Genomic DNA, 25,930 nt, shown 5'->3' with positions numbered 1-25,930 from the left:
AGCGTCCGCAGCGTTCTTTGCGTTAATCTTTCCATGAGAGGCCCCGATGACCGGTATTCCGTGTGCAAATTCTCCCAAGTTCAAACCTCACAAGATCGATCTGCGTAGCGACACCGTTACGCTTCCCACCGACGAGATGCGACATGCGATGGCCGAGGCCGAGGTCGGCGACGACGTCTACGGCGAAGATCCTACGATCAATCGTCTGGAAACTCGTGCCGCCGAGATTTTCAGTCGTGAAGCCGCGATTTTTGTTCCTAGCGGCTCGATGGGCAACCAGATTGCCATCAAACTGCACACGCGGCCCGGGCAGGAAGTCATCTGCGAGCAGCGTGCCCACGTCTACAACTACGAGATGGGCATGATGTCGCTGTTCAGCGCCTGCTCACCCCGCACTATCTACTCGCCCGAGGGTTACCTCACGTGGGACCTCATCCAGTCCAAGATTTCGCCGCCGATTTACTATTACGCGCCGACGGGTCTTATCGTGCTGGAGAATACGGCCAACATGGCGGGCGGAGTGTGCATTCCGCAGGAGGTCATGGACGACGTCTGCGACCACGCTCATGAGATCGGCTTGAAGGTCCACCTTGATGGCGCTCGCATCTTCAACGCATCCTCTGCGCTTGGCAAACCCGTCGCCGAACTCACCCGTAAGTTCGATTCGGTGATGTTCTGTCTCTCCAAGGGACTCGGTGCGCCAGTCGGCTCCCTCCTGGTTGGCTCGAAAGAGTTCATCACGGGTGCGCGTTCTGTCCGCAAAACGCTCGGTGGCGGCATGCGCCAGGCTGGAATCCTGGCCGCTGCCGGCCTGATCGCGCTCGAAAAATCTCCATCACGTCTTTATGAAGACCATGACAACGCCAAGTTCCTCGCGGAAGGTCTTTCGAAAGTTCCCGGCATCAAGATCGACTTGAAGACCGTTCAGACGAATATCCTCGTATTCGACATAAGTGGGACCGGTGTTACCGCGCAGGAGTTCTCCAAGCGACTCGCCGAGCACAATGTCCTGGCTGGTGCCGTGAATCGCGAACTGATGCGTTTCGTAACTCATTGCGACGTAAACCGCGCCGACTGTCAACGGGCCCTGGAAGCGGTCGAAGCGATTTGCGGCGCGCGCGCGCATGCGTGAATTGGCCGCAGTTTGCGATCGCAAAATTCTTCGTCCTTTTCAAGGTATCAAGCATCACTATATTTAGAAGTCGCTCTCCGTGTGGGTTTGCAAAGATTGAAGTATGCATAAGCAACTGACAAACGGCGACGTGCAACTGTAGTTACATGTCCATTCAAATTGATCATTCCGTAATTGCTCACTGTCATCCGGATGATGTGTGGCTGGCCATTCAGGACATACGCCGATGGCCTCAGTTCGATCGCGAAGCGATCGACTCGGCGGAATGGGTTAGAGGCGAGCCGTGGACCGCGGGGTCGCGGTTTCGGATCAAACTGCATAAGCCGATACCCTATACGCTTGTGCCCGAGATTGTGGAAGCCGAGAAGCCTATCCTGATTCACTGGCGGGCCAGTGGCAGCGGCGTTTCCGGAGAGCAATGGTTCATCTTCAAACTCCTACCCAACGACGACACCGAAATTCGCACGCTGCAGCAATACTCCGGTGCACCTCTGCTCCTCCTCGGTCCCAAAGCCAAAAGCTTGATTGAAGAAGGAGTTCACCACCTGCTCGGCCACATCAAGCGTGAAGCGGAAGCCAACAGCCGGATCGCCAACTGGACCCCACCCTGCGTTTAAACGGGTAATCTGGAACTCGCGTAACGGAAAAACGATGCATGGCGGGCTCTCTATCTTCCTCAACCCGATTACCAGATTGCCCGATCGCGCGATTACGTTCGTAATTATCCCGCCGGATTTTTTACTCTTTTCTGATCGGAAGTTGATGTAGCTTCTTCCCGTGGTGGGCTAAAAATCTACGCTCCGCATAGGTGGGGGAGACAGCAAAATGGCCACACACCAAATCACCATTCGCCGTTGCTTCTGGGAATTCAACCTTCGCAGCACCGCCAAGCGTCTTCGCAAGATGCTGATCATGCGGGGTATGCAACCGCGCATGGCTTGGGCCTCGGGCGACCTTGCGATCGAGGTTAATGGGTCCCAGGTCTATTCGTTCAAGCAGGAAAAACGCCTTCTGGACGACAATGCCCTGATCAGCCGCGTTCGCGCCAAGGTTTGGGAAACGCGCTCGTTCTAGCAGAAAACTCGGCACAATCTGGGAATCGATACAATACTTCATCCTCGCCGTCTGCCTATCCTCCCTCATACTGCGAAATAGCTGATACCGCTCGATCTTCGTTTGCGCGGCGCCGAGATTCTTATCTACCGAGGGTTCCGTCTGCGCCTAGGTATGATATAAGTATTAGTTCTTCTTATTAGTCCATTAGCTGTAAGAATTCTCGCCCGGAGCCTGCCCGTATGGATTTTCAACTGAATGATGAGCAGCAACAACTGCGAAAGAGTATCCGCGAGTTCGCGGAGCGCGAAATTGGGCCGCACGTTCTGGAGTGGGATGAAGCTTCGCATTTTCCGTCCGAGATTGTGAAAGAACTCGGAAATATGGGCATCATGGGCGTTATCTTTCCGGCCGAGTACGGCGGCGCCGGAATGGGATACATCGAGTACGTGATTGCCGTCGAAGAGCTCTCACGGGTAGACGGTTCCGTCGGTATCATCGTCGCGGCCCATACCTCGCTTTGCTCGAATCACATCTTCATCGCCGGCACTGAGGCGCAGAAGCAGAAGTACGTTCCGAAACTCGCCAGCGGAGAATTTCTTGGCGCATGGGGATTGACCGAACCCGGCTCCGGTTCGGATGCTGGCGGCGCTCGTTGCGCGGCCGTTCGCAAGGGCGACAAATGGGTGCTCAACGGAACCAAGACCTTCATCACCAACGGCGCTCACGCGGACGTTTACGTTGTCATCGCCGTAACCGACAAAGCCGCCCATACGCATGGTCTTTCCGCGTTCATAGTGGAGAAGGGAACCAAGGGCTTCCGGCCGGGAAAGAAAGAGAACAAACTCGGCCTGCGTGCCAGTGACACCTCGGAGCTGATCTTCGAAGATTGCGAGATTCCTGCCGAAAACCTTCTCGGGCAGGAAGGTCAGGGCTTTATCGACGCCATGCGGGTCCTCGATGGCGGGCGAATCTCGATTGCCGCGCTCGGGCTCGGTATGGCGCAGGGCGCTTACGAATCGGCGCTCAAGTACAGCAAGCAGCGCAAACAGTTCGGCCAAGCCATCAGCGAATTCCAGGCGATCCAATGGAAACTCGCAGACATGGCTACCGAGATCGACGCGGCGCGGCTCCTGACCCTGCGCTCCGCCTGGCTCAAGGACAATCACAAGAAGACTACGCTCGAGTCTTCGATGGCCAAGCTCTATACCAGCGAGGTCGCCGTGCGCGTCGCTAACGAAGCCGTCCAGATCCACGGCGGCTACGGCTTTATCAAAGATTATCCGGCAGAAAAGTTCTACCGCGACGTCAAGCTCTGCACCATCGGCGAAGGCACCAGCGAAATCCAGCGTATGGTGATTTCGCGCCAGATACTAAAAGATTGAATGGCTTCTTTCTCCTGTTCTGTTCTTCGTCTTCGTAGCGCAAGCCATTTGTAATCGCTATCGAAGGACGAGGAATGAACGACGAAAAAACTAGGGTTTGCTCTCCTTCGAGTGCCACTCTCGTAATTTCTTGGTGAGAAGTACGAGTCCCAGCAGTTGGGTCCATTCAGACACTATGTTGCTGACAACCTGGCCCCACTTACCCGTCGGATCCGACCTCATGAAAAGCAAGATCCACCCCGCTCCCGTCATGACCAGAAAAATCGTCAGCGAATGTTTCTGCACGATGCGGAATGCGGCAGGAAAGAATCCGGCCGGCGGTTCGTTACTCTCTTCAGACCCGCTTTCATACAGGTGCTTGGTTGCCAACACCATCACGAGTACCCCGGTCCAGTCGGCAATCGCATTTCCAAAAAACGAGCCCCAATGAGTTTTCGAGTCGAACACGCGATACAACAAAATCCACGAAACCAGGATCGAGCACGCCACGAGACTCAGGGAATGGTGCTGTAGAAAACCGCTCTTCCCGCTTACTCTCCTTTTCATCCTTCTTTCGAGCCGAAAAGGCATCTCCCGAGTTGCCGTCCGCCGCCTCCGCTTTTGCAGGGGCCCCGCGGTGCCTGAGTTTGAGGTGCGTTCAGGGCATTTGTATCCCACTCCTCTTGTGCGATACTGAATATGCCTTCCTTTTGCCGGGATGGCGGAACTGGCAGACGCAGCGGACTCAAAATCCGCCGAGGTTCACCCCTCGTGGGGGTTCGACCCCCCCTCCCGGCACCACCTAAACATCAGGCAGTGTGGAACTTCTGCATAACGGCTGGCGCCGCTGCAAGTTGGTCACTTTTCTGTGAGGTGGGCAACGTGACCAATTCGTGACTTATCTCAAGGGCCTTTTCAGTCTGTTGGAGTTTCCGCATGGCATCGGCAATATCCGTCCGGCTCACGATTGCGTAGCGCTCGAAAACGGAGCGAGTCTTCCATCCGCCAATGCTCATGATCACACCTTCCGCGATTCCAGCGCGGCGGAGGTTCCGTGCTGCGGTCCGGCGGAGATCGTGGAAGATGAGGCCCGTGTACTTCGAGTGCTTCGCTTTGCACTTCGGGCAATGCTGGCCCGAGATCTTGGGAGCAAAACAGCGAGCGCAAACGATCTTTCCAACTCCCGCACGCACGCAAGCGTTCTCCCAAGTGTTTCGGAAATCGCGGACAGGCTTTCCGTTCTTCCGCGTGAACACAAAATCGTCGGCCTTCTTGCCGATCACGCACGCCGCTAGCAACGTGTAAACAACATCCGTCATGATCACTTCGCGGCCTTCGCTGTTCTTCGTTGTCCCCGGTTCCAGGCGGATTACACGTTGCGCCAAATCGACCTGCCGTTTGCGGAGGCCCAACAGTTCCGAAACGCGCCAACCGTAAGTGCGGCCACACTCGACAAGGGTACGGAACCACAGTTCAGAACCTTCTACCAACTTCCGATACGGGGAATCCTCGAGAAACCCCTTTCGCACGTTGTTCTCTTTCAGTTTGGGGAAAGCAGGGAGGCGGAGCACCTTCGCAGGAGTTGCCAACATTCCCAATCGGAACATCCGTTTCAATGCGGCCAATTCGCGGTTAATTGTCGCGTTGCTGGCGCCTTCCTGCTGGCGCGCATCGACGTAACGAGCGATAACACTGCTCGCAACTTCAACGGCTCTCAGGACGCCAAAGAATGGCTTTAGATGGGCATTCCAGCGCGTCTCGACATCGGCAAGGCTCTTGCGGCCATTGATCCGATATTCGCGGAGGAAATCATCGGCCAATTCATCGACTCGGATGCGCTCAGTCTTCGGTCCCACAAAGGTTCCGGTCATGATCTCGGCAAGGCGCCGCTTCAACATCTTCCCGGCCTTATCGGGATCGTCAGTTTTCGTGGATTCACGAAAGGTCTTACCATTGCGGGAGTACTTCATCCACAGAACAGGGGAGTCGGGTCTCTGGTAGATGCACCCTTCTCCCTTTTTCTTCCTCATGACTGTTTCTCCTTTCGTTGCTGTTGGCCGTACTTCGCTATGCGGGCTTGTGCGGCCTTCCGTGCGATCTCGGAGCGCTGCGCGGCTGTGAGATTCTTCTTCCGCGCCTGTGCCCCCTTTTTGCCGATCTCGGAAAGCTCGGAGGCGGTCAGGGCCTTGGCCCGCGCCTTTCCTCCGAGTTTCCCAAGTGCCTGTGCTGCTGGGTTTTTCTTCATGCACTCATCTTACGTAACGCTAGGCAAGATGTCAAGAAAATAGCGATTTGATTTCCCCGAAAAATCAAAAGGAAATCAAAGACTTGTTTCGCTCTACGAATCCGTCTAAGTCGCGCACATCCAATAGGAAAGGCCCGCCCTCACCATCCTGAACCACAGGCAGTTTCCCATCGGAAATCAAACGGCGCAATTTCCACGGACTCACGCTCAGATACTCGGCCGCCATTTTCAGCCGGAATAGCCGTTTCGGTGTCGATTTCGCCTGCATCATGCTCCTGTATATCGGTCACGTGTAAGTCACGCACCTTTGTAGCTCGTTTACAATCAATCTGTTAGAAGGACGCGGCGGATATTGAATCCTCCGCTTTTGCCTTTGGCGGGCCTAATCACAGGCCCGCCCCTTGGGTGTGCGCTGGAGTGAGTTGCACCCTCGACCCCGGCTCGGGCCGAAGCCAGCGAATTGACAATCATTCCCTGAAACCCTCTGATCTGTCGGGCCTATTCGCTTGCTCTTCTTGATTGTGTGACTTGCTGAACGAGTGACCCGGAGAACCGGCGCGCCCCGTTTCCCATTCGAGGATGCGCTTTACTACTGAATACGGAGCAGGGCTGTCGGTATCGCCAATCTGAACGGTTGCCATTCTGTGAACGAAGACGCGGGGAGAGAGACGGTCACCGCGAACAGGTGGCGCCCCGTTTGCCCGGGTCCACTCTTTCAGGTAATGGCCCCGGCGAGACGCCTGCGGTTTCTCTCCACTGCCAAGCGAGAACCACAGGGGAACGCGGGCAATCACGCGCAGCAGGTCAGGGCTGAGAACGTCCCAACCTAACAGGCAGAGCCAGCGCCGGAACCCAGGGTCTTTGTAGCGCTTGCTCCATCGGCAATATGCCCGATACTCACCGGGAAGAATGCGGGGATACTCCCGCCACTCGATTGCATCGTGCGAAGGTTCTTTCATCGGGAGCAGACCTCCGCTTTACATGGCCCGCAAAGCCACCTAGAGCCTTCCCGGATGAGGTAAACTCCGTCGCACGGCTCAAGGCATACTGCGCAGACGTAGGAACCCACAAAGCCGTTCTTGTATCCGAGTGGTGCCTTCGAGGATTTGATAGAGGACCAGCTTCGCAGCGGTCCCCCTTCCCACATCTGGCGTACGGTTGTTTGTCGTTCGGATTGAGTAGGAGGTGAGGGAAGCACGGTTGCGCTCATCATCGTGCATCCTCCTCCGCATCGTGCGTAAGAAAGTAGCAGCTATGAACCTGACCATTAACCCGCTCAAGTTGGTTCTCGATGACGTGTCCGCGCTCGCGTAGCTCGAATACTCTGGCTGTGTATTGATAAATTCCCAAATCGCGAATTTCAGGAAGCTGAACGGGTCTTCCCTCTACACGTCTTGCGCGCAACAATTTCAGGAAAATGTCAGCCTGCGGAATACGCTTTGAATGCTTCTTTGGCGCCCCTTGCGGAGTGCACAGGGGAAGCGCTGCCGGGTAATTGCGCCATAGCTCGCCCACTAGTCCTCACCTCCTTTCTCCAGCGTGGAGGCGAGACGGTACAACGGGATGCTCAGTTCGCGCAGCCCGGTTGAGAGGCTGTAAAGACGATCTCTGTTGTATCGGTCGGGCGCCGATTGAGAAGCACAGTCTAATTGACGCGATGCGCGACTGAGGAGAGCAAGCACGCGAGATAAACGACGGCTTGCAACACGTGGGGAACTGTTTTCTAATACGGTCACTAGATTCACCTACAGCGTCCGCTTTCCTTGACCCGGAACGGGCGCTGTTCCTTTCTCACTCGAATCTAGTCAAACCGTGCAACTAATCTAGTGGAGTAATTTGGAGTTGCAGCTAGTCCTTTTGTTTTTCCATGGAAGAAGTCGGCGCAGACTTCGCGCCCCAAATTCTCCGGTCCGGTCGCAGCTGTATGCTTGTGTTCAAGCGCGTGTGGTACTTAAACAAGTGCCTAAGTCGCTCCGCGTCGAACTGCGGGTCGCAGAGTGCGAAGGAAATCAATCGCGAAAGTGGATCCCAGTGCCTTCGTCCGGTCATCCGATGAACAAAGTCCGCCAGGTCCACGATTTCAATGTTTTCGGGCCGAGGCTTTCGGCGAGAGCGGGACCCATGGTTCTGCCTCAGTTGAGATTCGAGCCGGTCTGCGAGTTGATTCATTTCCTTCGCGAACTTAGCCAGCTCCTCGATAGGGGGATTTGGAATGTCCGGCAAGAGTGGGATTAAGCGCTCGATCTGTCCCAAGAGTACCTCAGCCGCGTTGAGTGCAGAATTACGCGAACGCCGAACATTCCGAACTAGTTCGCTTGTCTTGCGCCCGTTCATCTTCTTTGTTGGGCGCGCGCCGTCGGCACCGGCCTCTCGGATGTAGTGAAGACTCACAAGCACCAGCCGTGCAAATTTCTGCTCCAACCGAGGATCCACCCCTCCGCACATCTTCCTAAGAAACCTCGAGTGGGAATTGTCTAGCGCCAGTTGGGGAAGCGTACTCTTTCCGATTGGTGTCGGATACCCGAGCAGCATCGTGAACCAGTTGCCCGGAGTTTTTGGTTCCGAATGCTTACCCGCCCTGAGTACCAAGTCACTTCTGCGGGTCAGAATCCCGCGCCGTGCCGTCATCAGTCACCCTTCCGTGACCTTCCCGGTTTTGGAGTGCCAAAGAAGGCGGGGACGGGAAGGCGCCCCGCCTTGTCGCCGCCGATGATCAGTCAGCAGCTATCCGGCTCATGCCCATCCTAGCGTGGAAGACAGGAGGCAAAAAGATCAAAAATAGGCTAAGTTCGCAAATGATTTCGATTCATTCTCTGGGTAGTGTGCGGGAGAAGACGAATGGGACGCCAACAACTCCACGATACAACGATTGAATATGTCGCGCTCGATGTTCGATGGCTACGGAGGCAGGGTTATTTGCGGCCAGGTTGGTCGGGCTCGGTGAACTGGTCTAGAGGCGGTGAGCGCTTTGCGTTTATCTATCTTTCCGCTTCGCCAGATGCGGTCACGCTGCGCTACAAAACACGGCGCGGGCTTGGCGAATGGCAAGAGAAACGGTATCCGGTTGCCGTGGAGTGGGTGCCGTGTCGTTATGGGGGAAAGCGTGCATGGTTCCGATGTCCAGCGTGCGGACGGTGCGCCGCGATTCTCTATGGTGCGGGGGTATTCGCGTGCCGGCAGTGCCTCCACCTCACCTATCCGTGCCAGAGGGAAGTTCTGCACTATCGCGCATTACGCAAGGCGCAAGACATCCACGAGAAACTAGGCGGAACGGGAATCATTGATGACCCGCTGTTCAAACCGAAAGGAATGCACTGGCGGACCTACTACCGCCATCTGCAACGGTTTCAGGAGGCGGAATCCCGCGCCGTGCCGCCGTGGCTGCTCAAATTACTTTGATAACCATATCGAATAGATTTTCTTGAAATCTCGGTCTCCCGTGCCTATCATCGGCACGTTCGACGCTCCCCCAACTCCACACGCGACAAGGAAGCTCCACCCCCGCACCGGAGCCTCCGAGTGGGGTACTTTCAAGAATAGGAGAATAGGGTAATGTCTCGGTTTTTGGCCGTGGCTGTTGTTCTGTTTTGTTTGTGCGGAATCATACCGGGCGCCGTCTGCCAAAATGCTTCTGGTTCAATTTCTATCGAAAAATTCATGACCCCGGAGGAGCAAAAGAGCACTGGCGTCATGACATTAAGTCCCGCGCAGCGCCTCGCCTTCACGGGATGGCTTCGTCGGTACACGAGGATGTTGATTGAGGAGACAGAGAACGGAAACATCACTGTTCCAGCGAAGAAAACGGCTCCTGTACCATCCTCCTCTTCCCCTTGTAGTCCGGCTGTCGAGAGCAACATCACTGGAGATTTCGAGGGATGGGAGGGCGAAACGGTCTTCAAACTCGATAACGGGCAGATTTGGGAGCAAGCCGAGTATTCCTATATGTATAGCTATTCTTATCGGCCAGAAGTGACAATCTACGAAACCTCATCTGGTTGCCGCATGAAGGTTGAGGATGAAAACGAGACAATTCTCGTCAAACGGCTGAAGTAAGCCGAGAAAGATGGGGCTCAACATGCAAGATACATTTGGAGTACTTTTGCGTCTCATCATTGGCGGCGCGATTCTCGCAATTGGGCTAACGCTAGTCTGGGTAAGCGATCCTCAACACAAAGACAATTCAGGTCTCATCGGATGGCTCATGAGTTGCAGCGCGATTGCATACTCCGTGTGGTCTTCCCGACCACTAATGCCGAAAAGATTCCAAGATCCGCTGGAAGAACTGCGCGATCTCATCTACGAGACAATAAATTCCCTCAGCAGAATCGTATCCGTGTGCAGCTTGATTGTCTTTTTGATCTTTGTCGCAATTTGGGTTCTGGCCGGAGCATACGGCTTTCTGACGGCGCCGATTGGCTTCAAGCCCGGACGTCAACCGGGTGCGATTGAGAGTTTCGCGGATGCATGGTGGATACCTGTTGTTGTCGTACTGACTCTCTCGGAAGCAGCGGCCCTGTTCACAAAGATGAAGCTGAGAAGCGCGAAGCCGAGTTTCAACGACCCAGGGTACAAGTGGGATGGGAAAGCTCACGACGGTCACGAACATCAGCAGTAAAACGTGACCAATTCGTGACCAACCGGCCGAAACAGACCCTCACCAAACCTCACCAGACAAACTAGCCCGTTTGCATTGCAGCCTGTAAATATGTGGGTTTGCTGCACTTGAGAGAATCGGGAGGGGGACTCAAAATCCGCCGAGGTTCACCCCTCGTGGGGGTTCGACCCCCCCTCCCGGCACCAACTAGTTCAGTGGCCTGATCTGAGTTGCTGCGCCGTACGCCCCCAAAGCCCACTCCCAAGCCAAACATCTTCCTGTGAGCCGTCGCACAGAAATGTCTTTGTAGCCGCCATAACATATTTGCCATTTTCGGCGCACAGCGTCCGCGCACCACTATCTTTCCGGACTTGTTCGCCTGACAATTCGCCGGGCGGCCGTAATTCTCCAAGGCCACACGAATGGAATCATAACTGCACGTCTTGAACATTCGACCGCTGCGGGAAAAGGAGAAGGTAAATGAACGTCAATCAGCTCACGGTTGTCGACGAACGAACAGACAAACAGTACAAGATTCCCATCAAGGACGGCGCGATCCGCTCAATGGATCTCCGTCAAATCAAGACTTCACCGGAAGACTTCGGCCTGATGGGTTATGACCCTGCATTCATGAATACCGCTTCGTGCCGAAGTGCGATTACCTTTATCGACGGAGACCGCGGAATCCTGCGGTATCGCGGATACCCGATCGAGCAACTTGCGGAACACTGCACATATCTCGACGTCGCTTATCTCCTCCTCCACGGTGAATTGCCCGATGCAACGCAGCGAAAGAGCTGGATCGAACTGATTACCCATCACACCATGGTCCATGAGACGACCCGTACCTTCATGGAGCGCTTTCGCTACGACGCCCACCCAATGGGCATCCTGGTCAGTACCCTCGCGGCACTCTCCACGGTTTATCCGGAAGCGCGCGACATCTCGAACGCCGAGAACCGCCGGCTCCAGATTGCTCGGCTCATAGCAAAGATTCCAACCATCGCGGCTTACGGCTATCGGCACAGCGTCGGGTTCCCGTTCATCTATCCCGACAACGATCTGACGTATACGGAAAACTTCATGAACATGCTTTGGAAGATGGTGGAGCCGAAGTATGTTGCCAATCCGAAGCTTGCCCGCGCACTTGACGTGCTCTTCATCCTCCACGCTGATCACGAACAGAACTGCTCCGCAAACGTAATGCGCAGCACGGGCAGTTCGCATGCCGATCCCTACCTTTCAGCTGCTGCCGCAGCCGCGGCCCTCTCAGGTCCCCTGCATGGTGGCGCCAACGAGGAGGTGCTGGTCATGCTCGACAAGATCGGCAAAAAAGAAAACATCGCCGAATACATTCGCCAGGTGAAGGACGGAAAATTCAAGCTGATGGGATTCGGGCACCGCGTTTACAAGAACTACGATCCACGCGCACGCATCATCAAACAGACCGCCAGCGAGGTTTTCTCCGTCACTGGAATCAACCGTAAGCTGGAGATCGCCCTCGAACTGGAGCGGATCGCGCTGGAAGACGAATACTTCGTCAGCCGCAAGCTTTATCCCAACGTCGACTTCTATTCGGGCATTATCTACGAAGCGATGGGCTTCAAGCCGGCGATGTTCACGGTGTTGTTTGCGATTCCGCGAATGTCCGGATGGCTGGCGCAGTGGCAGGAAATGCTGACCGATTCCGAACAGAAGATATCTCGTCCGCGGCAGCTCTTTGTCGGCTACGACGAGCGCAAGGTCGATCCGCACTGGAAGGAGTCGGCGGTCGCGGCACATCGCTAAAGCACTTTGCAGGATTGAGAGATCAGCCACAAGGACGAACTGGTACAGGGAAGTTTCATCGGCGACCAAAGGTCCAGGCGGCGTGATCTCTCGTTCCGGCCGTTAACGTGAGACTTGTTCTTCGAAATCCGCGGGATTGAATGCGCATCGAGGTCTTCCGCTCCAGGCTTTGATTGCCATGGCCATGTTGGCCAGTGGGAGGTGCCTCAATGCATGAAACGGCGTTTCTCGTAGTGGCCATTGTCATAGCTGTCTATACTCTTTTCGGCGCGCCCCGTCGGCTCGCCTCAAAATCCATACAGGCGGCTTGTCGCTTTGTCCTGCGCAAATTGGAAAACGAGCCGACTTCCAATTCCCATGACGAAAGATCAGGCTCAGTGGACTTCCAGGGCCGCAGATGATGAATTCCTCGAAGCCGGGCCTCTGGTGTCTGAGTCAGACTTGTCTATCATTCGCGGAACCCGCTTCAATCACAATCTTCTGTGATATGGAAGCTTGCGCCAGCATGTGCGGCAGGATACCGTTTTTGGTTGTAACGACTTGATCGCGCCTTTTCTTGAAGTGCGCTGGCCCGGTTGGCAAGTTCGCAGAAATCCGCGTCAGAGACGGTTTCTCCCGTTCATTGCCCGCTCGTCCAGAACCGCTCTCGCACTCCGCATAGGCAGCTCGGGTGCCATAGTGCCATGGAGCGAATTAGCGAAGAGCAGCGGCAAAGGGCCTTCTCAACCGTAAAAAAGCAGGACGTCATCGCCCGGCAGAAGCTGCCGGTCCGCTATCACGTCGAAGATTTCGACGTGAAGGAGCGGCCAAGGCGCTTCCTCGAGGCATTCGCGGCGATCCTGAAACACACCAACTACCGTGTCGCCCTCGATCATTACATTCGGGTGATCGCGAAATGCGCGCGCTGCGCCACGAGCTGCCAGGTTTACCAGGCGACCGGCGATCCGCACGACGTGCCATGCTACCGGTCCAGCCTGTTGCTGAACGTTTATCGGCGACACTTCACCGTGGCCGGCATGTTACGTGCCCGTTTGCTCGGAGACCCGGGCCTGACTGACGACCAGGTACAGGAGATGGCCGCAGCGTTCTACAACTGTACCGCCTGCCGCCGCTGTGTCTTCGAGTGTCCTGTCGGAGTAGACCACGCACTGATCACGCATCTCGGACGGTACATACTTTCGGAGATTGGAATCGTGCCGCGAGCCCTGGCCGTCAGCGTGCGCGAACAGTTGACAGGAAAGACGGGCAACACTTCCGCGATCCCGCTTCCTGCACTCCTGGATTCGCTGGAGTTCCTCTCGGATTCGATGAAGGAGGAGCGCGGGGTCGATGTGCCATTTCCTATCGATCAGGATGGTGCTGAGTACATTTTCTTCCCCGCCGTTTCCGACTTCATGATGGAAGCCGATACCCTCATGGGAAACGCCGCTGTGTTCCGAGCCACGGGCGACACTTGGACGATCGGCACCGGCTACTACGATGGCATCAATTACGGCCTCTTCTATTCCGACCAGGTGCTCGAGCACGTAGTAAAGAAGATCAAGGCCGAGGCGGACCGTCTCCACGCCAGGAAGATCATCATCGGGGAATGCGGCCACGCTTCGCGCGTCGCGAAGTATTTCTACCCGGCTTTCTGCGAGGGCCGGAATGGCCGCCCGGTGATCAACATCATGGAGTACACCTACCGGGCCTGGAAGGAAGGTCGCCTGAAGCTGAAGCCGGGCGCAATAACGGAACGAATTACCTACCACGATCCCTGCAACATCGCACGGCCGGGCTGGATCCTCGAACAGCCGCGCGAACTGCTCAAGGCGTTTTGCTCCGACTACGTGGAGATGACGCCGAACCGGCGAAATAACATTTGCTGCGGCGGCGGGGGCGGGACAGTGTCAATCGACGAGATACGTCCGTACCGAACTACCGTGGGCGGACTCGCGAAGGCCGAGCAGATTCGCGCGACCGGCGCGAAGTACTGTGTCGCCCCGTGTGCGAATTGCAAGAAGCAACTCCGCGAGTTGGTGGAAGACAACCATATCGACTGCCAGATCGTGGGACTGCACGACCTGCTCTATAAGGCCATCGTTTTCGATTAGGCATTTCGGAGGGGACAGATTGGAGACTTGGATTGAATTTGGCCGCGGGCCGCTCTTCGTGATGTCGTTCTCCGTGCTGGTCCTGGGGCTCGCCCGAATCCTGTTACTCACGGTGATGGGTGTCGCTGGCGCGTACCGCCGCAGTTGGGACCGAATCGTCAACTGGAAAGACGTTCGTCTACAGACCGCGACTTGGCTGTTACCAGTCCGCAGCCTGCTGCGAAAGCGACCGGTATACAGCGCCGTGTCGGTGATATTCCACATTGGCTTGATCCTTGTACCGCTCTTCGCCGCCGCGCACGTACTCCTGTGGCGCCGCTCCACCGGTTTTGCCTGGGGAGCCATTCCGCAGCGCCTCGCCGACATTCTGACCGTAACGACGCTGGTAGCCGGCATTGGGCTTCTCCTCGGACGAGCGATTCCCGCCGCCACCCGCAAGTTGAGCGGGCTGCAGGAGTACCTCTGGCCGGCGCTGCTGCTCGTACCATTTGCCACAGGGTTTGTCTGCTCGCACGCGCGCCTTTCGGCAAATGGTTATCAGCAATTCATGCTGCTGCACGTTTACTCGGCCGACCTGATCCTGGCGCTGCTGCCGTTCACTCGAATTGCGCATTGCGTGCTTGCGCCAATTTCGCAGGTCGTCACCGCAGTGGCATGGAAGTTTCCGGTCGGGGGTGGAGACAGGGTTGCCGAGACGCTTGGTTACGAAGATCGGCCAAACTGGCTTCCCAAGGCGCGCCTCGAGCCTCCTTCGCCTGCGGAAGAGCAAGCGTCAACCGCAAAAACCGGCACAGCATCGGAGGAGGTCCGCGTTTCATGAAGCCAGCGATCCTCACGGACGTCACCAAGTGCATTGCCTGCGGCGAGTGCGTAGCCGCGTGCAAGAAAACAAACCATCTTGCGCCCGACGTTCCGCGACGATGGGACGTTGGCGACGGCCTGACCGCGCGCAACTGGACGTCGGTTGTGGACGGTCCCGCCAACTCGCACGTTCGCAAACAGTGTCGCCATTGCCTGGAGCCCGCGTGCGTGTCGGCCTGCCCAGTCGGAGCGATGCAGAAGACTTCGTTCGGCCCGGTAATCTACGACCCGGTGAAGTGCATGGGCTGCCGTTATTGCATGATGGCGTGCCCCTACGAGATCCCCCGCTATGACTGGGAAGCGGCCGTACCGTACGTGCGCAAATGCATCCTGTGCTACGACCGCGTGAAGCAGGGGCAGCAGCCTGCATGCACGGAAGCCTGTCCCGCCAAGGCCACCATCTTCGGCGATCGCGATGCTCTGCTCGCCGAGGCGCACCGTCGCATCGAACTGCGTCCCGATCTTTACCTCAACAAGGTCTGGGGAGAAAGCGATGCTGGGGGCTCATCGGTGCTCTACATCTCGGGCGTCGATCTGTCGTTCCTCACCGGAAACACCTCAGTCGCTGGGACGGCCCTGCCGACGCTTACCTCGGTCGCGATGGAGAGCGTCCCGTTTGTCTTTTGTGGAATGCTGGCGCTCATGGGTGGCGTCAGTTGGGTAATCGAGCGGCGAATCAAGCGCCAGAAAGAGTCCGAGGATGGACAGAGTTCAGAAACTTAAATTTCTGCTGTGGACTTTGGTAGGACTCGCGGCTGCGGTCGCTGCAGCGCGCTTTTACTTCGGCCTCGGCGCGACCACGAACCTCGGCGACGGAAACGCCTGGGGATTGTGGGTCGGGTTCGACGTAATGGGTGGCGTCGCGCTTGCCGCCGGCGGCTTCATCGTCACCGCGACTGTCTATATCTTCAAACTCGAGCGCTTTCACTCCATCGTTCGTCCTGCCGTGCTGACAGCTTTTCTCGGGTACGCCGCTGTTGCGTTCAGCCTCCTCTTCGATCTCGGACTGCCGTGGAACATCTGGCACATGATGGTCTACTGGAATCCGCGCTCAGCGCTGTTCGAGGTGGGCTGGTGCGTCATGCTGTACCTCACTGTTCTGTCGCTCGAGTTTCTGCCCGTCCCGGCTGAGGAGTTTCCGCGCCTGGCAAAGGTTCGCAGCTTCCTGGTGCGGCTGCGATTGCCGCTTGTACTGCTTGGAATCGGCCTCTCGACCCTGCACCAGTCCTCGCTTGGTTCGCTGTTCCTTATCATGCCGTACCGGCTCTCGCCGTTGTGGTATTCGCCGGTGCTCCCGCTGCTGTTCCTCATCTCCGCCATTGCACTCGGCATGATGATGGTCATCTTCGAGAGCCATTTCACGGCCTTTCTCTATCGCCGCAAGCCGGAGCGGGACCTGATGGCCTCGTTCGCCGGAGCCGTGCGATGGGTACTCGTACTGTACCTGGCACTGCGTTTCGGAGATCTGCTGATCCGGCATCAGGGACTGTACCTGTTTGCAGCGGATGTTCGAACGTTCCTGTTCTGGTTCGAGATCTGCGTGATAGCCGTAGTGCCGCTGGTTCTGTTTTCCATTCCGAAGGTGCGTCGCACTCGCGAAGGACAATGGGCGGGAGCCGCTATCGGTGTTTTTGGCGTCGTCTTCAACCGCATCGACACCGGCGGTCTGGCGCACTTGCGGCCCAATGGCGGCTTCTATGTTCCTGCATGGACTGAAGTGGCGATCAGCGTTGGCATTGTGTCGGCTGCGACGCTGCTCTTCCTCTTCATCATGGAGCACTTCCGCGTTTGGGAGCAACGCCCCGTGGATCCACTGGCCGATCCCAGGCATCTCCCGGAATTCGACGAGGTCACTACTACCTGGCTCGACGTGCACGCGATTGGTGCGCGCACAGTCTATTCGCTTGCGGCGGTTGTCGCTGCGGCTGTTGGCTTTGGCCTCTTAACCGCCAATGCCGCGCAGAAACAAGGGATCGAAACCACACCCGCCCACCGTGCACGCGGCGGAGAAGTGCTCTGGATCGATGCCAACCTGGATGGCACCGGCGTCGCCTTCAAGCATGACGAGCACAAGAAGCGCCTCGGCGAGAAGGACTCGTGCGTCCTCTGCCACCACATGAACCTGCCGCGCAGCAAAAATTCCGACTGCGCATCCTGCCATCGCGAGATGTACCAGGCTGTCGACGTCTTCCGCCACGACTGGCACGCCTCTCCCCATGGTGCCAACATCGCCTGCTATCAGTGCCACACTCCCGGCCTGGCGCGAACCGCCGCCACCGCCGTCCGTTGCGATCGTTGTCACAAGGACCTGGTTCCCCCGAAGTCGCTCATCCAGGTCAAGACCTACGTTGCGCCCAGCTACGTTGACGCCATGCACCGCACTTGCCTTGGCTGTCACCGGAAGAAAGCGGTGGAGAAGAAGAAACCGGAGATGACCCAGTGCGCGTGGTGTCACAAGACACGCCCGGAGGAGATCCAGGCTCGCGACGTCATCCTGCGCGGCAACTCAGTTTCCACCGGCAGCCCAATCCTGCCACCGCCAGGAAACTGAGACTTCGGCTGGCCGCTGGCCCGGCTTAACAGCTCGTTACTGGGTACCCAGGGTACCCACCCCCCTATTTTGCGAATCGTTGTTTTCAATATTTTACGGAAATTTTCCCGGTAAAATATTGAGGGACAAGGGCTTAAATCTGAAAATATCAAAGTGTGTTTATTTTTAGTGGCTTGCGAGTGAGCAATTAGCCATTAGCCATTAGCAAAACCTCGTTCTCCGTTCTCAGTCTCCGTAAAAGAAAAAGGATGAGGACGGCGACGCCTGCTATGTCGCGTCAAGTGCGACGCGACGCGTATCTTCTGACAACGACAGATGTCGGGCATGAAGCCCCGGCGGGGTTGCGGTCCCTCCGGCACGGCTGAAGCCGTGCCCTGATACGAATACGAGACGGCATGGCTGAAGCTGTGCCCTGATATGCGACGAGTTGTGAAAGAGCGAACAGCCCCACCCTCTCGCCGGCTGCGGCCGAGAAGGGTAGGGCACCAAAAGCGGCGGCGCCCACTGGGGGCGCCGCTGGAAAGACTGTGTCCAGAACCATTGTAACTCGGGTGGTCAAGAGGGCTGGTGGTTGGGGATGAGGAAAATTTTCGGGCAGTTCCAAAACGGGAAGAAAAGAAATCTGTGACCCTGTAAGCCTTATTGGGCACGATTTCGTTTCCCATGCTTACGTCAACCCAATCACGTTCTACCCGGCAAAGAACGCGATTCCGAAACCGGGTTGGACTACTTCGGAGCTAGATACAACGCTTCGAATATGGGCAGGTTCATGACGCCCGATTGGGCTGCTAAACCTACGACTGTGCCCTACGCATTGTTCGGTGACCCACAGACGTTGAACCTGTACTCATACGTAAGGAACAATCCTCTGAGTCGTGCCGACCTGGATGGGCACTGCGCCGATCACTACAAGGATGGGACTTGTAAGGTAAATGTGGACCCGAACACGGGGTCGGCAGGCACAAAAGCTGGCAAGCAACTGGAAGGGGTATTGAACAAGTATGACAAGGCCGTGAATGCTCTAAATGACAAGGACAAATTTGATATCAAAGACTCGAAGGGTAAGGTCATTGGGTCAATGACGGGGAAGGAGATCAAGGCTGTTTGGAACGGGACACATTTTGACGTGACGAACAAGGGTTTCAATAACGGCGGCGCTGGCGGCGGAACAGGTGGCACCTGGAAAGGAGATTCATTCTCCGGTCATAGCGAGCTAAATCCTCAGGCGGTGTCGGACTACGCTAACGCCGCGTCTGCCCGCAATGAGGCTCCGCTCGTGGGGCTCACTACTTTGACGTTTCATGAGCTAGGTCATGAAACCCACTTTGGAGAGGCGTTGACGCAACAATATCCGGTTACGCCTATGATTTCGTGGCCGCGTGAACAAGGCACGAGCTCGGCCGGCAAGCGCATGTCAGAAGCTGTCGGTGCTCCGTTCGACTGCGATATACCAGGGGGTTGCCAATGAAGTGTAGTATACGAATATTCTTTGTGCTCGTGACGCTGCTTTCGGCAGCGACGGCACAGTCGGGATCATCGGAGCACGCCGGTTTCCTGGCTACATTTACTGCATCGAATGGAGCCACCATAAACCTGGATACGCGGACTGGAACTCTTGATACACCGCGCTCACGAAGTACGGGACTGCAGGATTGCAGTGACAAATTCGAAGTGTGTCTGACGGACCACCATGGATTTGCGTTCGCCTACTTTCGACAGTGCAAGGATGCGGCGTACGGAGATTACAAGCGCCTCAGGTTTCGTCCAAAGCTCGTTTCGGTGCTGCACAACAACTTATGGATGGTTTTCGACGCTGCTCCAAATTACTTGTTCCACTATACCTATTCTAAGGGCATCGTTGGCATCTATCTTGGGCCGACACCTTCATTCGATTTTCGAACCGTATTGCGTGATCCCAATTTTAAGTTAAGTAGTCTAGATGCGATGGAGTATCGCATTACTAGTTCTGCCACTGTGGCTGCGTGCAGTGAGTGAACCATTTCACCGGCAAAGAACGTCATACGGTGAGATTGCGATGGGTTGTGCAGAAATTGGGGAATTTTCCGTCTGTCCCCGAATTTCCCCCGAATTTCCAAGACGCATCCCGCTGCATGAGAAACGGCCTGCTGATTCGCTCAGCGGGCCTGTTTCCTTACGTTCCCGGCGACGTTTGTATTACCTTGAGATTTCGAATGCTCCTCAAGAACTGGTCGAGATCATCGTTCTTACCTTGGAAAGATGCACTGAACCTGCCCTTCTGTAGATAACAAAAAGCAATTGCATTCGGCTCAGTCTCGGACGCGAGGGCAACAATACAGGTCGATTCTCCGCCACTCATTTCATCGGGACCATGAACTGTATACCCGCGATGAACATAGAGTGATTCAACTGCGTGTTTCCACTTATCGAGGCTCTCATCGGTGAAGTTTGTCGCGTCGCTTTCCGCAGCAAAACTCATGTGTCCAAGGTGATATTTGGAGAATAGGGTGACTGGTAATTTGATCAGCTCGGGACTGGGGGTGTTCCGCCACGCCCTCGGCACAAGGACCCACCCTCGAGGAATCTCTATAAGCATCCCGTGGAACAAAACCTCCGTGCCAAAGATGATCCGCGATGCCGCAGCAATTATGGAAGGCGAAAAGATTACCACGCAGATAAATAGTGAAAAGATTACGAGACATCGATTGCCTGAACGGCCAAAAGTCAACATTACGAGACCTCCGTTACTCCATCAACACATCGTCTTCGAAATGCACACGGGTGGTGGTGGTTTCGGCGTAGCCGATTGTGGTACCGGCGGTGGAGTCTGAGGTGGCTGCGTCGGTTTCGGTTGATTTAGCTGCTGGCCTGTCCGTTGAGTGTCTTGCTGTTTATTCTGCGTCGTCGGAGTTGTATCCTTCACAAAATCGCTAACCGTCTTAGTCCCTGTACTCAGGCCCACCCCGATTGCTTTTTCCGTGGCGGTTCCTGAGCCCCTCGTCAGGTTTCCTTTGCCAGCGATCGAATTGATGTCTTGGCCGACCTGAATCGCATCTTTAAAGGTCTGGACTTGACTCAGTGTAGTCTGGCGGGCGAGCGAATTGATATCGAGTTGTGAATAGCCAGGACTATTCGGAAACCTGTTTGCGTCTATGTAAAGCCTTCCCGTCTCCTCTTGATATTTTGCATCAGCAGTCGCTTTCTGCAGGTGAAAGTAAATGCTGCCACCAGTCCATAGGCCAAGTTCGACTCCGACAGCCCACCCCAGCACGACGATACATTGGGGGCAGTGCCCATTAACGTCAGGATGGCCAAGCGGATTATTTCGCACGTACCCATATAGATTAAGTGTCTGTGGATCGGCGAGGTCAGAATACGGCACGGCCTTTGGCTCAACGCTCCAATCAGGTGACATCCACCTGCCCATGTTTGACCAGTAATACCTTGCTCCGAAATAATCCAGCCCGGTCTCACCATCGCGTTCTTTGCCGGTAGAACGTGATTGACTTTTGGTCAGCATCGCGCGGAAACAATGCTATCGAATTCGCGACGAGTATTCACCACGTAACTGTCGTTGATTCCAGAGAATGAGCCGGGGGAGGGCGTATCACGCCGTCTGAGGTTTACCCGGCACCCGGTACCTGGTACCCGGCACCCCACTAGGAGGACGGTTAGCCTTCGCCTTTACGCTTTCTCCGAGACGACTGCCAGAGTGGCATGCGAATCGGCATATCGCCTCGCCGCCTTCAGCAGCCCATTGGCCCACTCCGGTGTGGCAAGAGAGTGCAGGTGGGTGTAGCTGCCAAAAACGTTTTTCGTGATGAGACCGTCGCGGTTATTCCCGATCCCTGTGCCACGCCGTACAGCGCAGGCGGTTGCGGGCACTGTACCTTCAAGGACCACGTGAGAGTAGTGAAACTCGTGCCCTCGTAAACTCGTTCCCATTTCGAAGAAAGGATTTGGGTGGTCCACTTGCAGTTCGGTGTACCCGTGTCCCTGCTTGGTCGACTGCACCTGCACATCGAATGGGAAAACGTTCGCCATTGGAAACGACTTCCCCTTCCAGAGAATGGAATGCGACAGCAGCATGAGGCCGCCGCACTCGGCGTAAATAGGAAGGCCTCGCTCGGCGGCGTTCCGCAGCGATCGAAGGAAACTCTCGTTGGCACGAAGCGTCACAGCCTGCGTCTCGGGAAAACCGCCCCCAACGTAGAGAGCGTTGATGTCCGGCGGAAGCTCGGAATTCGACAGCGCTGAGATTTCGACCAGTTGTGCTCCGGAGCGCTCGATAGCTTCCAGGTTCTCGGCGTAGTAGAAGCTGAACGCGCGGTCCTTTATATAGGCGATCTTCAATCCGGAACCGCAGCGGCAAGTCGTCTCGGGGAGTGGTGTGATCGTGAGGGGCGGGGCAGTGGCGGCGATTCGCAGGATGGCATCAAGATCTACATTGTGCGACGCGATCTCTCCGAGCTGGTGCTCAAGGGCACTGAGGACGGGGAACTCCTCCGGTGTAACCAGTCCGAGATGACGCTCCGGGACCAGTTCGGAGATATCGAGTCTGGGCACCGCGCCGACCACCGGGATATCACAGGCGGACGCGATCGCATCGCGCACAACTCGTTCGTGGCGGCGTCCGTTAAGGTTGTTCAAGACGATGCCGGCGATATTGAGTTCGGGATCGAGGGCGCGAGCACCGAGCACGAATGCCGCCGCCGAACGGGTAACCTTGGTCACGTTCAGGACGAGGATCACTGGAAGTTGGAGACGCTTGGCGAGCGCGGCGCTGCTGTGGGTGCCAACGGCGTCAAGCCCGTCAAAAACTCCGCGATTGCCCTCGACGAGGTTGAACCCACCGCAGGCGGTCGCCTCGAATGAGGCGGCTGCGCGATCGAAACCCATGAGATAGGAATCGAGATTGCGGGCGCGGCACCGCGAAGCCCAGCTGAGCCAGTTGCTGTCGATGTAGTCAGGTCCCTTCTTGAATCCGCACACGGGGACGCCGGAGCGTCGCGCGGCGATCAGCAGGCTCATGGAGACAAGCGTCTTTCCGCTGCCGCCAGTGAGGCCGGCCACCATGAGACGAGGCAAGGGATGACTGTTCACGATTTTCACCAGTGGCATCCTGTCAGTTAGAGCTCGCGACGTCCTCCTTGGGCGGCAACTGAATGTACGAGCCGCCAAGGTAGCTGTATACGCAACGGCTGGATTCGATCAGGATGCGAATAGCCTGCTTGCAGGTGTCACGGCTGCAGGCAGCTTCGCCGTACTTCGCCACCATTGCCTTGATCAGGTCTCCGGGCTTGATGTTCCGCTTGCCGGCACATTCGGCAACCATGGCATACATATCTTCAGCGACTTGTTCGGCTGATACTGTTTCTGGCATACATCCTCCTGGGCCGCGTCAGTCCGCGGCCGATGCAGCGACTAGTGCTGCGTTAACTGTTTGCGGGCTGCGCGCGATGATCAGCGCGGAACCCGCAAGTACGGGTTTACCTTGCTCAACGGCAAAGCCCAATTTCTGCAGTGAAGTGGTTAACCGCGTAGTCGACCACGCGTGCGAATGGCCATTTGCGACCTGGAGCGCGAGCATGCGCAACGAGACGTGCGGCGGTGGTTGCACTCCGATGGGCAGCAGCGTGTCCTGGCAGAACAACAGTGCACCCGGCGCGAACTGCACCTGTCCGAGCAAGGACTCGAGTTCCGCCGCACCACACCACTCCAGGACGCCGGAAAGGATCACGGCTCCGTACCGGCCCGGGATAGCGGGGTAAGGCTGGTCGCGAAAGACATTCCATTCGCGGACTTCGAGCGAGGGCCACCGCTGCGCAATGACGTCGCGGTAGGCCTTCGCGCCCCAACCGATGACCAGGACCGGAGCCAGCGTCGGAAGCTCCATCTGGTCGGCCACGGCAGGAGCGGCAAATGCGGCAAGGCACTCGGCCATCTGCAGTCGCAACTCGCTATGCCGCGTTGGATCGCCTGCTCGTTTGCCGTGGCGTGCGAACTCGCTCAGGCGATCCCAGCGGCAGAACTGTGTCACGTGGTAGAGCAGGGCTGCGTGGAGGCTCTGGGACGATTGCCGGCGCAGATAACGCGATGCGAGTTCCAGGTTGCGATATCCCTCCGGACGGAACTCGAGAAGGCGCAGGGCCACCAGCGATTGCAGGATTTCGTTCAGAGCGTCCGCGTCAAGCGAGAGTTCGGACGCGACATCGCAAACAGGCTGCGCTTCTTCCAGCAAGTCGAAGATGCCGGTCTCGAGAGCCCATCCCAGGACCTGCGATCCGAAACTCCCTGTTGCTAGACGAAGGAGTTCATCGGGGGCGGGACCGGGGAGCCCGGAAGTGTGGCCAACGCGCTGCAAGTCCCGTTGTGAAGTTTTCAATTTCTCGCGCAGACGAACCACTTCGCCGATCACCAATGTGGCCGGCGGCTTGATGCCTGACCGTTTTGCGTCCGCGGCTATCGTCGAAAGCGTGCCGGTCAGGGCCGCCTCATCATGCCAGAAAGCCATCTGCACGAGGGCGGCCGGCGTTTCGGGTGAACGACCCGCGGCGATCAGGCTGTCCGCGATTTTTTCAAGATTGTGAACGCACATCAGGAAAACGAGGGTGTCTATTTTCGCGAGGGCATTCCAATCGATGCGCGACTCGGTGCTATCAGCATTGTGGCCGGTCACGATAGCCACTGCGGAAGCCGCGTCGCGATGCGTAACCGAAATTCCCGCGCTGAGTGGCGCCGAAAGGGCCGAGCAGACGCCGGGAATCACCTCAAAGGGAATTCCGTGATCCGCCAGGTATTCAGCTTCTTCGCCGCCGCGGCCAAAGAGGAAAGGATCGCCGCCCTTCAGGCGGACCACCATATTGCCTTCGCGTGCCTTTCGCGCCATCAACTCGTTCGCTTCATCCTGGCGCGAGTCGTGTTTGCCGACTGGCTTGCCCATGTAGATGCGTTGTGAAGAGGGGCGCGCCAGCGCGAGTACTTCTTCCTGGATCAGGCGATCATAGATGACTACGTCGGCGGTCTTGATCAGTTCGGCCGCCTTGATGGTGAGCAACTCGGGATGACCAGGCCCTGCACCTACCAAATACACTTTTCCGATCTGTGCCATCTTCAATTCGCCTCCCGGACGGATATGGTGATCTTGCAGAAGACGGTGATCATTAATGCACCTATGGCCCAGATGCCGGCTGCGATTGTCCACTCGGGCAACGTGGGCGAATAACGAGTAACGTCGCCGAGCGGCGAAGGCACGAAGCCGCCGATAATCAGGCCCATGCCTTTCTCGATCCAGAGTGAGCCGAAGACGCAGACCGCAGCGACGGCCAGAAGTTTCTCGTTGTTACGGAGCTTCGGAACGAGCAGCAACACGAGCGCGATTACGCCGAGCGTGACGGACAGGGTCATCCACCAGGCGAGATGGCGATCGCCATTCAAGCCGATATAGATGTACTTGAAATGCTCCATCTCTTCCGGGCGCGCGCTGTAAAACGCAGTGAAGATTTCCAGCAGAACGAAGAAGACGCTCAATGACATGGCATATGTCGCGATCACGCTCAGCTTTCGAATCGCTTCACTGCCGCAATCGAACGAGGTGACACGCCGGAGCAGAAGGCAGAGCAAGATGAGCAGCGCCGGTCCGGAAGCAAACGCCGAGGCGAGGAAGCGCGGCGCCATGATGGCGGTGAGCCAGAACCCGCGACCCGGCAGGCCGCTGTAGAGAAAGGCCGTTACGGTGTGAATGCTGACCGCCCACGGGATCGAAAGAATAATGACGGGCTTGATCCAATGAGGCGGGGCGACGCCCTCGCGCTCCGAGCTAAGCATCACCAGCGATATCACGAAATTCAGCAGCAAGTAGCCAGTGAGTGAGATGAAGTCCCAGAACATGATGGAGCGCGGGCTGGGATGCAGCATCACGTTGAGCACGCGCGTCGGCTGGCCCATGTCCACAAAGATGAAGAGCATGCACATGGTCACAGCGGAGATCGCGAGGAACTCGCCAACAATTGTGATCCGGCCGAACGCCTTGACATTGTGCAGGTAGTAGGGAAGGACCACCATCACGGCAGAGGCGGCAATGCCGACGAAAAACGTGAACTGGGCAATGTAGAGGCCCCAACTGACATCGCGGCTCATGCCGGTGATTCCCAGACCTTGGGTGAACTGACGGAGATAGGCGGAGAAAGCGAGGCCGATCACCGCCAGCAGAAGTGCCACCCAACTCCAGTACCTGCGACTGCCGACGATCGCCTTTTCGAGCATGAACA

Annotated in this window: 21 protein-coding genes, 1 tRNA gene and 1 pseudogene; 15 read left to right on the top strand and 8 right to left on the bottom strand. The window is 56.8% G+C overall.

Annotation, left to right across the window (positions count from 1 at the left end):
- The first annotated feature begins 46 nt into the window (after nt 1–46).
- The 4 genes from ROO76_03435 (at nt 47) to ROO76_03420 (ending at nt 3,570) form a co-directional block, all read left to right on the top strand.
- A complete protein-coding gene (locus ROO76_03435) occupies nt 47–1,132 on the top strand; it encodes a GntG family PLP-dependent aldolase (GenBank protein ID MDT8067198.1) in 1,086 nt (361 codons plus the stop codon).
- A gap of 146 nt (nt 1,133–1,278) precedes the next feature.
- Nucleotides 1,279–1,749: a hypothetical protein gene (locus ROO76_03430; protein MDT8067197.1), complete on the top strand. Its 471-nt coding sequence runs from the start codon at nt 1,279–1,281 to the stop codon at nt 1,747–1,749.
- Nucleotides 1,750–1,957: 208 nt separating this feature from the next.
- A complete protein-coding gene (locus tag ROO76_03425; protein ID MDT8067196.1) occupies nt 1,958–2,206 on the top strand; it encodes a hypothetical protein in 249 nt (82 codons plus the stop codon).
- A gap of 221 nt (nt 2,207–2,427) precedes the next feature.
- Nucleotides 2,428–3,570 carry an acyl-CoA dehydrogenase gene (locus ROO76_03420; protein ID MDT8067195.1) on the top strand — a complete coding sequence of 381 codons (1,143 nt, stop codon included), beginning with the start codon at nt 2,428–2,430 and terminating at the stop codon, nt 3,568–3,570.
- 90 nt (nt 3,571–3,660) lie between these two features.
- On the opposite strand, the gene ROO76_03415 is transcribed toward ROO76_03420, so the two are convergent.
- Nucleotides 3,661–4,116, bottom strand: coding sequence for a hypothetical protein (locus ROO76_03415; protein ID MDT8067194.1), 456 nt, complete (start codon nt 4,114–4,116; stop codon nt 3,661–3,663).
- A gap of 145 nt (nt 4,117–4,261) precedes the next feature.
- On the opposite strand from ROO76_03415, the gene ROO76_03410 reads away from it, so the two are divergent.
- Nucleotides 4,262–4,350, top strand: a tRNA-Leu gene (locus tag ROO76_03410).
- Between the two features lie 8 nt (nt 4,351–4,358).
- Here ROO76_03410 and ROO76_03405 read toward each other — a convergent pair.
- On the bottom strand, nt 4,359–5,579 hold the full coding sequence (locus ROO76_03405; GenBank protein MDT8067193.1) for a tyrosine-type recombinase/integrase: 1,221 nt from the start codon (nt 5,577–5,579) through the stop codon (nt 4,359–4,361).
- The gene (locus tag ROO76_03400; protein ID MDT8067192.1) at nt 5,576–5,794 is read right to left on the bottom strand and encodes a hypothetical protein; all 219 of its coding nucleotides are present in this window, start codon (nt 5,792–5,794) and stop codon (nt 5,576–5,578) included. Before ROO76_03400 ends, ROO76_03405 begins: the two co-directional genes overlap by 4 nt.
- 2,838 nt (nt 5,795–8,632) lie before the next feature.
- Here ROO76_03400 and ROO76_03395 point away from each other — a divergent pair.
- The 10 genes and pseudogenes from ROO76_03395 (at nt 8,633) to ROO76_03350 (ending at nt 19,149) form a co-directional block, all read left to right on the top strand.
- Complete coding sequence (locus tag ROO76_03395; protein ID MDT8067191.1) at nt 8,633–9,193, top strand: hypothetical protein; 561 nt, start codon at nt 8,633–8,635, stop codon at nt 9,191–9,193.
- A 291-nt stretch (nt 9,194–9,484) separates the two neighbouring features.
- Nucleotides 9,485–9,847, top strand: a complete 363-nt coding sequence (locus ROO76_03390; GenBank protein ID MDT8067190.1) for a hypothetical protein — start codon at nt 9,485–9,487, stop codon at nt 9,845–9,847.
- Nucleotides 9,848–10,043: 196 nt separating this feature from the next.
- Entirely contained in the window at nt 10,044–10,409 is a 366-nt protein-coding gene (locus ROO76_03385; protein MDT8067189.1) for a hypothetical protein, read from the top strand.
- A 459-nt stretch (nt 10,410–10,868) separates the two neighbouring features.
- On the top strand, nt 10,869–12,176 hold the full coding sequence (locus ROO76_03380) for a citrate synthase (protein MDT8067188.1): 1,308 nt from the start codon (nt 10,869–10,871) through the stop codon (nt 12,174–12,176).
- A gap of 683 nt (nt 12,177–12,859) precedes the next feature.
- Nucleotides 12,860–14,269 carry a (Fe-S)-binding protein gene (locus tag ROO76_03375; GenBank protein ID MDT8067187.1) on the top strand — a complete coding sequence of 470 codons (1,410 nt, stop codon included), beginning with the start codon at nt 12,860–12,862 and terminating at the stop codon, nt 14,267–14,269.
- A gap of 19 nt (nt 14,270–14,288) precedes the next feature.
- Nucleotides 14,289–15,089: a hypothetical protein gene (locus tag ROO76_03370; protein MDT8067186.1), complete on the top strand. Its 801-nt coding sequence runs from the start codon at nt 14,289–14,291 to the stop codon at nt 15,087–15,089.
- Entirely contained in the window at nt 15,086–15,853 is a 768-nt protein-coding gene (locus ROO76_03365) for a 4Fe-4S dicluster domain-containing protein (protein ID MDT8067185.1), read from the top strand. Before ROO76_03370 ends, ROO76_03365 begins: the two co-directional genes overlap by 4 nt.
- On the top strand, nt 15,831–17,681 hold the full coding sequence (gene hybB / locus ROO76_03360; GenBank protein ID MDT8067184.1) for a Ni/Fe-hydrogenase cytochrome b subunit: 1,851 nt from the start codon (nt 15,831–15,833) through the stop codon (nt 17,679–17,681). The genes ROO76_03365 and hybB overlap by 23 nt, the downstream gene beginning before the upstream one ends.
- Nucleotides 17,682–18,384: 703 nt before the next feature.
- Nucleotides 18,385–18,564, top strand: a pseudogene (locus tag ROO76_03355) (RHS repeat-associated core domain-containing protein).
- Between the two features lie 51 nt (nt 18,565–18,615).
- The gene (locus tag ROO76_03350; GenBank protein MDT8067183.1) at nt 18,616–19,149 is read left to right on the top strand and encodes a hypothetical protein; all 534 of its coding nucleotides are present in this window, start codon (nt 18,616–18,618) and stop codon (nt 19,147–19,149) included.
- 1,263 nt (nt 19,150–20,412) lie between these two features.
- Here the strand turns inward: ROO76_03350 and ROO76_03345 are convergent.
- From ROO76_03345 to nrfD, 5 genes are all read right to left on the bottom strand, one after another.
- Complete coding sequence (locus ROO76_03345) at nt 20,413–21,180, bottom strand: RHS repeat-associated core domain-containing protein (GenBank protein ID MDT8067182.1); 768 nt, start codon at nt 21,178–21,180, stop codon at nt 20,413–20,415.
- 164 nt (nt 21,181–21,344) lie between these two features.
- Nucleotides 21,345–22,772 carry a cobyrinate a,c-diamide synthase gene (locus tag ROO76_03340; GenBank protein MDT8067181.1) on the bottom strand — a complete coding sequence of 476 codons (1,428 nt, stop codon included), beginning with the start codon at nt 22,770–22,772 and terminating at the stop codon, nt 21,345–21,347.
- Nucleotides 22,773–22,785: 13 nt separating this feature from the next.
- Complete coding sequence (locus tag ROO76_03335) at nt 22,786–23,043, bottom strand: hypothetical protein (GenBank protein ID MDT8067180.1); 258 nt, start codon at nt 23,041–23,043, stop codon at nt 22,786–22,788.
- Nucleotides 23,044–23,061: 18 nt separating this feature from the next.
- Nucleotides 23,062–24,771 carry a uroporphyrinogen-III C-methyltransferase gene (gene cobA, locus ROO76_03330; protein ID MDT8067179.1) on the bottom strand — a complete coding sequence of 570 codons (1,710 nt, stop codon included), beginning with the start codon at nt 24,769–24,771 and terminating at the stop codon, nt 23,062–23,064.
- A gap of 2 nt (nt 24,772–24,773) precedes the next feature.
- On the bottom strand, nt 24,774–25,925 hold the full coding sequence (gene nrfD, locus ROO76_03325; GenBank protein ID MDT8067178.1) for an NrfD/PsrC family molybdoenzyme membrane anchor subunit: 1,152 nt from the start codon (nt 25,923–25,925) through the stop codon (nt 24,774–24,776).
- Nucleotides 25,926–25,930: the final 5 nt, after the last annotated feature.

It is taken from the genome of Terriglobia bacterium, from assembly GCA_032252755.1.
In the GTDB taxonomy this organism is placed as follows: Bacteria; Acidobacteriota; Terriglobia; order Terriglobales; family Acidobacteriaceae; genus JAVUPY01.
The sequence above is the reverse complement of the archived record's forward strand: the minus strand, read 5'-3'. Positions and strand labels throughout refer to the sequence as shown.